Annotated in this window: 6 protein-coding genes; 3 read left to right on the top strand and 3 right to left on the bottom strand. The window is 68.2% G+C overall.

All coding sequences use genetic code 11. The features are described from left to right. Positions 1-88 precede the first annotated feature (88 nt). The gene (locus AC1RRS_RS19665) at positions 89-982 is read right to left on the bottom strand and encodes a LysR family transcriptional regulator (protein ID WP_492856597.1); all 894 of its coding nucleotides are present in this window, start codon (positions 980-982) and stop codon (positions 89-91) included. A gap of 96 nt (positions 983-1,078) precedes the next feature. Between AC1RRS_RS19665 and ilvD the strand changes: the two genes are divergently transcribed. Beyond that, complete coding sequence (gene ilvD, locus AC1RRS_RS19660) at positions 1,079-2,932, top strand: dihydroxy-acid dehydratase (RefSeq protein ID WP_492856595.1); 1,854 nt, start codon at positions 1,079-1,081, stop codon at positions 2,930-2,932. A gap of 121 nt (positions 2,933-3,053) precedes the next feature. Here ilvD and AC1RRS_RS19655 read toward each other — a convergent pair whose 3' ends face one another. Both AC1RRS_RS19655 and manD read right to left on the bottom strand, forming a co-directional pair. Further along, entirely contained in the window at positions 3,054-3,806 is a 753-nt protein-coding gene (locus tag AC1RRS_RS19655) for a FadR/GntR family transcriptional regulator (RefSeq protein WP_492856593.1), read from the bottom strand. Between the two features lie 118 nt (positions 3,807-3,924). Beyond that, positions 3,925-5,136, bottom strand: coding sequence for a D-mannonate dehydratase ManD (manD, locus tag AC1RRS_RS19650; protein WP_492856591.1), 1,212 nt, complete (start codon positions 5,134-5,136; stop codon positions 3,925-3,927). Positions 5,137-5,416: 280 nt separating this feature from the next. On the opposite strand from manD, the gene AC1RRS_RS19645 reads away from it, so the two are divergent. Both AC1RRS_RS19645 and AC1RRS_RS19640 read left to right on the top strand, forming a co-directional pair. Further along, positions 5,417-6,964: a TonB-dependent receptor gene (locus tag AC1RRS_RS19645; RefSeq protein WP_492856590.1), complete on the top strand. Its 1,548-nt coding sequence runs from the start codon at positions 5,417-5,419 to the stop codon at positions 6,962-6,964. Then, complete coding sequence (locus AC1RRS_RS19640) at positions 6,864-7,622, top strand: TonB-dependent receptor domain-containing protein (protein ID WP_492856608.1); 759 nt, start codon at positions 6,864-6,866, stop codon at positions 7,620-7,622. The genes AC1RRS_RS19645 and AC1RRS_RS19640 overlap by 101 nt, the downstream gene beginning before the upstream one ends. The last annotated feature ends 140 nt before the right edge of the window (positions 7,623-7,762 follow it).

Below are 7,762 nucleotides of genomic sequence, written 5' to 3'. Positions count from 1 at the left end.
CCTCCCCCAGAGGGGGAGGATTTCGCGGCGTAGATGCTCCCCCTCTGGGGGAGCTGTCGCGGAGCGACTGAGGGGGTGCGCGTAGCGCCTACACCCCCACCAACCGCAGCATCTCCCGCAAGGTCGGCGTATCGTCGTCCCGCCGCCACGCGAGCCCCGTCTCCAGCGTCGGCGGGTCGCGGACCTCGACATAGGCCACGCCCGCCCGGGCCAGGTTGCGTAGGGAAGCCGGCACCAGGGCCACGCCGAGCCCGGCCGAGACCAGGCTGATGATGGTCTGCATCTGGATGGCCTCCTGCACGATGTGGGCGGGACGGCCCAGGCGGGCGAAGTAGCCGGTGACCAGGTCGTGGAAGGCCGGCGCGACGGTGCGGGGGAAGAGGATCAGCGGCGCATCGACGATGGCCTCCGGCACGAGCACCCCGTCCTCGACCGTCAGCCGGCCGCTCTCGATCCAGGCGGCCGGGGCGGCGGCGACCAGGGGCTCGGAGACCAGGCGCTGGTAGGCCAGGGGCTCTGGCAGGGCGCGGTCGGACGGCGGGATGATGATGCCGGCATGGCGCTCGCCGGCGACGATGGCGGGGATCTGCACGTCGCTGGTCGCCTCGACCAGGCGGATCTCGACGTCTGGATAGGCCCGCGAATAGCGGCTGACTAGGTCGGGCAGCACGCTGTAGTCGGCGGTGCTGACGAAGGACAGCGACAGCAGGCCTGTCTGGCCGTCGCGCAGGCGCCGGGCGGTGGTCGGCAGTTCGTCGACGGCGGCCAGGGCCGCCAGCACGTCCGGCAGCCAGGCTTCGCCCAGGGGGCTCAGGCGCACGCTGCGCTTGGAGCGCACGAACAGCGGCGCCCCCAGGGTCTTTTCCAGCGCCATGATCGACTGGCTGAGCGGCGGCTGGGTCATGCCCAGGCGCTCGGCCGCGCGGCCGAAGTGCAGGGTCTCGGCGACGGCCGCGAAGTGGCGCAGCGGGCGGATGTCCATCTCATATCTCTGGCGACCTAATATCGCCGTTCTAATATATTTTGAAAGCGCCGTGCAGGGGCGTAATAACCCCACAGCCGACACTGAGATTTTCCCATGCCTCCCTATCGCTCACGCACCTCCACCCACGGCCGCAACATGGCCGGCGCCCGCGGCCTGTGGCGCGCCACCGGCATGAAAGACTCCGATTTCGGCAAGCCGATCATCGCGGTCGCCAACAGCTTCACCCAGTTCGTCCCGGGCCACGTGCACCTGAAGGACCTGGGCCAGCTGGTCGCGCGCGAGATCGAGGCGGCCGGGGGCGTGGCCAAGGAATTCAACACAATCGCCGTCGATGACGGCATCGCCATGGGCCACGGCGGCATGCTGTATTCGCTGCCCAGCCGCGAACTGATCGCCGATGCGGTCGAGTACATGGTCAACGCCCACTGCGCCGACGCGATCGTCTGCATCTCCAACTGCGACAAGATCACGCCCGGCATGCTGATGGCCGCCATGCGCCTCAACATCCCGGTGGTCTTCGTCTCGGGCGGGCCGATGGAGGCCGGCAAGGTGCAGATCAAGGGCGCGATCCGCTCGCTGGACCTGGTCGACGCCATGGTCGTGGCCGCCGACGACAAGTACACGGACGAGGAAGTCGAGGCGATCGAGAAGGCCGCCTGCCCGACCTGCGGCTCGTGCTCGGGCATGTTCACCGCCAACTCGATGAACTGTCTGACCGAAGCGCTCGGCCTGTCGCTGCCGGGCAACGGCTCGGTCCTGGCCACCCACGCCGATCGCGAGGCCCTGTTCAAGGAAGCCGGCCGGCTGATCGTCGACCTGTGCCAGCGCTGGTACGAGCAGGACGACGCCACGGCCCTGCCGCGCGGCATCGCCACCCGGGCCGCGTTCGAGAACGCCATGAGCCTGGACATCGCCATGGGCGGCTCGACCAACACCGTGCTCCACCTGCTGGCCGCCGCCAGCGAGGGCGAGGTCGAGTTCTCGATGGCCGACATCGACCGGCTGTCGCGCCGCGTGCCCTGCCTGTCGAAGGTGGCCCCGGCCAAGAGCGACGTGCACATGGAAGACGTCCACCGCGCCGGCGGCGTGCCCGCGATCCTGGGCGAGCTGGAGAAGGGCGGCCTGATCGACGCGACCCAGCCGACCGTCCACGCCGCGACCATGGCCGAGTCCCTGGCCCGCTGGGACATCGGCCGCACCAACAGCGGCACGGCCCAGGAGTTCTTCCGCGCCGCGCCCGGCGGCAAGCCGACTCAGATCGCCTTCAGCCAGGCCGCGCGCTGGGAGGACCTGGACCTCGATCGCGAGAAGGGCGTCATCCGCTCGGTCGAGCACCCGTTCTCCAAGGACGGCGGCCTAGCCGTGCTGTTCGGCAACCTGGCGCCGGAAGGCTGCATCGTGAAGACGGCCGGGGTCGACGAGTCGATCCTGACCTTCCGTGGCGTGGCCCGGGTGTTCGAGAGCCAGGAAGACGCCGTCAGCGGCATCCTGGGCGGCAAGGTCACGGCCGGCGAGGTCGTGGTCATTCGCTACGAAGGCCCCAAGGGCGGTCCGGGCATGCAGGAGATGCTGTACCCGACCACCTATCTGAAATCGAAGGGCCTGGGGGCCGCCTGCGCCCTGATCACCGACGGCCGCTTCTCGGGCGGCACCTCGGGCCTGTCGATCGGCCACGTCTCGCCGGAAGCCGGCGAGGGCGGCCTGATCGCCCTGGTCGAGACCGGCGACTCGATCCTGATCGACATCCCCAACCGCGGCATCCAGCTGGAAGTCTCCGACGCGGTTCTCGCCGAGCGCCACGCTGCCCAGCTGGCGCGCGGCAAGGACGCCTGGAAGCCGAAGGACCGCAAGCGCGAGGTCTCGCCGGCGCTGCGGGCCTATGCGGCCATGACCACCAACGCCGCGCGCGGCGCGGTGCGGGACGTCAGCCAAGTCGAGCGGGGGTAGTTCTCGCTTCTGGATTTGGGAGGTGATCGGTCTCGAGCCGTATCGCCTCCCAAACACCGCTCATCCCCGCGAAGGCGGGGATGAGCGGATTTATTGCGGGTGGAAGGGGGCTCCCGCCCCCCTAGATCGCCACGCGCTTTGCAATAGCGTCGCGGCGCGCGCTCGTCTCCTGCTGGGCCCGTTCGACCGCTTCGGTCTCGGTCGCGTGCAGCAGGTGTTCGATCACCCGTTCCAGATGGTCGCGCATGGCCTGGCGGGCGGCGGCGGGGTCGCGGGCCTTCAGGGCGTCGACCACGCGGCGGTGCTCGGCGATGCGCGGCTCCAGCCCCATGCCGCGGGCGCGGGTCAGGATGTTGCGGGCCAGGGGCGAGCGGTTGCGCCAATCCCACAGGTTCTCGATCGTGGCGATGATCGCGCCGTTGCCGGTGGCGCCGGCGATCACGAGGTGGAACTCGCGGTCGGCGTCCTCGCCCCGGATCTCCTCTTCCTCGTGCATGCGATCGAGCAGGCTTTCCAGCTGGGCGATCTGCTCTTCGGTGATGCTGGTGGCGGCGAGCGCCGCGGCCTCGCCCTCGAACAGGCGGCGGGCCTCGATCAGCTCGAAGGCGCCGATTTCCGTATCGCGCTCGGCCGGCTGCGGCGCGACGGGGCGCACGTCGCCGGTGACATAGATGCCCAGGCCGTGGCGGGCCTCGATCATGCCCAGCATTTCCAGGGCGATCATCGCCTCGCGCAGGGTGGGGCGGGAGACGCCGAACTGCTCGGCCAGTTCGCGCTCGGTCGGCAGGCGGTCGCCCAGCTTGTACTGGCCCGCCTCGATGGCGTCGGCCACGGTGTCCGCGATCTTGCGGTAGAGCTTGACGTTGTCCGACATGGGGTCCTGGAATCGACGCGCGGAACCTTAAGGTTCGACACCGATAACATAACCCTTGTCGGACGCCCCGGCTATTTGGTCTGACAAGATCGCGGCGGCGATCTCACCAATCCCGCGCTTACCAATCGTGCATCGAGCCGTCTTCGCGGCGGGCCAGGGGCAGATAGGCGCGGCTGTAGGGGTATTTCGCCGCCAGGGCCTCGTTGATGTCGACCCCCAGGCCCGGCGCCTCGCCCGGATGCAGCATGCCGCCCTCGAAGCTGTAGGCGTGCGGGAACACCGCGTCGGTCTCGGCCGTGTGGCGCATGTATTCCTGGATCCCGAAATTGGGGATCGACAGGTCGAAATGCAGGGCCGCGGCCATGCAGACGGGCGAGAGGTCGGTGGCCCCGTGGCAGCCGGTGCGCACCCCGTGCATGTCGGCGAAGGCGGCCACGCGCCGCAGGTGGGTGATGCCGCCGGCGTGCACCACGGTGGCGCGGATGTAGTCGATCAGCTGTTCCTCGATCAGTTGCTTGCAGTCCCAGATCGAGTTGAAGATCTCGCCCACGGCCAGCGGGGTGGTGGTGTGCTGGCGGATCAGGCGGAAGTTGGCTTGGTTCTCGGCCGGGGTGGCGTCCTCCATCCAGAACGGCCGGTAGGGCTCCAGGTCCTTGCCCAGGCGGCCGGCCTCGATGGGGGTCAGGCGATGGTGCACGTCGTGCAGCAGGTGGACGTCCCAACCCAGCTTCTCGCGCGCCGCCTCGAACAGCGGCGGCACGCTGCGCAGGTACTTCTCGGTCGACCAGACGCTCTCGCTGGGCAGGTCGGCGTCGGCCGGCTCGTAGAAGAAGCGGTCCTTGGAGACGCCGTAGACGGTCTTCAGCCCCGGCACGCCCGATTGCAGGCGGATGGCCTTGTAGCCCTGCTCGGCATAGACGGCGGCGTTGTCGAGGGTCTCCTCGATGCTGGCCCCGTTGGCGTGGCCGTAGACCATGACGCCGGTGCGGCAGGCCCCGCCCAGCAGCTGGTAGAGCGGCAGGTTCGCGATCTTGGCCTTGATGTCCCACAGGGCCATGTCGACCGCCGCGATCGCCGACATGGTCACCGGCCCGCGCCGCCAGTAGGCGCCCTTGTAGAGGAACTGCCAGATGTCCTCGATCTGGTGGGCGTCGCGTCCGATCAGGCAGGGGATGACGTGGTCGTTGAGATAGCTGGCCACCGCCAGTTCGCGGCCGTTGAGGGTGGCGTCGCCGATCCCGTGGACGCCGTCGCTGGTCTCGATCTTCAGGGTGACGAAGTTGCGCCCCGGACAGGTGACGATGACCCTGGCGGCGGTGATCTTCGGCATCGGCGTCCTTCCGCGGCGGCGCCGGTACGCGGCGACATGTCTTCCCGTCCTCTCGTTTAAACGGGGCAGGGTGGTTGTCAATCCAATGGTCAGACCAATAGGCCGGCAAAGACTCGACCACGATGAGAGGCGCGGCGGATGGGCGCCTCACAAAAGGGCGCCTATATCGGTCCAAATAATATCGATACATAAGTGTTGACATATTTTCGACCCAGACCCCAGCCTGGGCGTCGACCCGCCATCAGAGCGGGCGTGACCATGCATGCACTGGGGACCTGCTATGCGTACCGACCTGAAGATCCTGCTTTCCACGGCGGCGCTCGCCGCCCTGGCCGCGCCGCTGGGGGCGGCCGCTCAAACCGCTACGCCCGCGCCGGCCGCCGACGAGACGGTCGAGGAGATCGTCGTCACCGCGCTGAAGCGCTCGACCACCCTCCAGACCACGCCGATGGCCATCAGCGCCGTCACCGGCGACAGCCTGCAGAAGATCGGCGCCACCGGCCTGCAGGACTATTTCCGCGCCGTGCCGGGCGTGAACCTGACCCAGGGCCAGCTTGGCCAGAGCCGCGTGACCATCCGCGGCGTGCAGGGCTCGGGCGAGGCCACCACCGGCCTCTATTACGACGAGACCTCGATCACCGGCCCCTCGGGCACCACGCAGGATCCGGCGAACAACGCCGCCGACCTCAACCTGTTCGACGTCGAGCGGGTGGAAGTGCTGCGCGGCCCGCAGGGCACGCTGTACGGCGGCGGCTCGATGGGCGGCACCATCCGGGTGATCTATTCCAAGCCCGACAGCACCGAATTCAGCGCCTCGATGGAGGCCCAGGCCACCACCACCAAGGGCGGCTCGCAGGGCTCGTACCTGAAGGCCATGGGCAACATTCCGCTGATCGAGGGCAAGCTGGCCGCCCGCATCGTCGCCTATACCGAGGACCGCCCCGGCTATGTCGACAACGTCAAGACCGGCGCCAAGAACATCAACGACAGCCACGCCGACGGCTATCGCGCCATGCTGGGCTTCACGCCCACTGACGACATCTCGCTGGTCGTCACCAAGATCCACCAGAACTCGTCGGCCGACGACCTGCAGGGCTGGTACGACCGCCTGGGCGACTACAAGACCGACAGCGTCGTGAAGCTGCCGCTGAACACCGAGATGGACCTGACCAGCGTCACCGGCAAATGGTCGAGCCCGATCGGCGAGCTGACCGCCTCGAGCGCCTACTACAAGTACGACATGCTGCGGACGATCGACTTCACCCCGCAGTACAAGCCCTATATCGGCAGCGCCTATGGCGTGATCGGCTACCAACCCGCCTATCTGGGGGCCTGGAACCACGAGGTGCGGCTGTCGTCGAAGGGCGAGGGCCAGCTGCAGTGGACGGTCGGCGGCTACATGGAGCTGCGCAAGGACCACATCGACAGCAACACGGTGCTGACCAGCCTGGCCACGGGCCTGCCCTACAGCCCGATGCAGTACGTGCAGGGCCGTTACGTCAACACCAACGTCAAGCAGACCGCCGAGTTCGGTGAACTGACCTGGACGCCGCCGCAGGTCGAGGGCCTGTCGCTGACGGTGGGCGCGCGCCACTACGACTACACCAAGACCACCCGGCAGCGCGGGCACGCAGCGCAACCTGCTGACCGGCGCCGCGCCGGCCGCCTATTCCGAGCAGACCGCCGAAGCCTCGGGCTGGGTCTACAAGTTCAACGCCAGCTACAAGATCACCTCGGACATCATGGCCTACGCCACGGCGTCCGAGGGCTTCCGGCCGGGCGGCGCCAACAACGTGCCGGGCCTCAACAGCAAGCTCGTGGTCTATAATCCCGACAGCCTGTGGAACTATGAGGCGGGCCTGAAGACCACCTGGCTGGGCGGCAAGCTGACCGCCAACACCGCCGTCTACCGCATCGACTGGAAGAACCGCCAGACCAGCGCCATCACCGCCGACGGCCTCTATTCCTTCATCACCAACGCCGGCGCGGCGCGGATCCAGGGTATCGAGCTCGAGGTCTCGGCCCGTCCGATCCACGGCCTCTCGCTGAACGGTTCGGTGGGCTACACCAAGGCCGAGCTGACCGAGGACCAGGCCAACGCCAACATCCTGGTCGACGGCTCGACCGGCAAGAAGGGCGACCGCATCGCCAACGTGCCCGACTGGACGGCCGCGGCCTCGGCCCAATACACGTGGCCGCTGCCGGCGGCCGGCCTCAACGGCCTGGTGCGCGCCGACTACGCCTATACCGGCGACATGGTCTCCACCTTCCGCCCGACCTACGTCTACTACGACAAGTTCGGCGGCTTCAGCACGGTGAACCTGCGGGCCGGGGTCGAGGGCGAGGGCTGGGGCGTCTACGCCTTCGTCAGCAACCTCACCGACGCCGAGGGCATCATGAACAAGAACAGCAACGTCGGGTACCAGGACCTGCTTTATGGATTGACCCCGCGCACCTTCGGGGTGAACGCCCGTCGGAAGTTCTGATCCTCGATGCTCTCCCTTCCCCCTTTGATGGGGGAAGGGTTGGGGATGGGGGTGACAGCGGTTCAGGATTTGGCGCCGCCCGCGTGACGTCCATCGCCGTAACCACCCCCAACCCTGCCCTTCCCCCATCAAGGGGGAAG

The organism is Caulobacter sp. GW821-FHT12A07, from assembly GCF_058807655.1.
The sequence above is the reverse complement of the archived record's forward strand: the minus strand, read 5'-3'. Positions and strand labels throughout refer to the sequence as shown.

Excerpts from the sequence above, each read along its gene's own strand:
- AC1RRS_RS19665 (WP_492856597.1), bottom strand. The coding sequence starts at position 982 with ATGGACATCCGCCCGCTGCGCCACTTCGCGGCCGTCGCCGAGACCCTG.
- ilvD (WP_492856595.1), top strand. The coding sequence starts at position 1,079 with ATGCCTCCCTATCGCTCACGCACCTCCACCCACGGCCGCAACATGGCC.
- AC1RRS_RS19655 (WP_492856593.1), bottom strand. The coding sequence starts at position 3,806 with ATGTCGGACAACGTCAAGCTCTACCGCAAGATCGCGGACACCGTGGCC.
- manD (WP_492856591.1), bottom strand. The coding sequence starts at position 5,136 with ATGCCGAAGATCACCGCCGCCAGGGTCATCGTCACCTGTCCGGGGCGC.
- AC1RRS_RS19645 (WP_492856590.1), top strand. The coding sequence starts at position 5,417 with ATGCGTACCGACCTGAAGATCCTGCTTTCCACGGCGGCGCTCGCCGCC.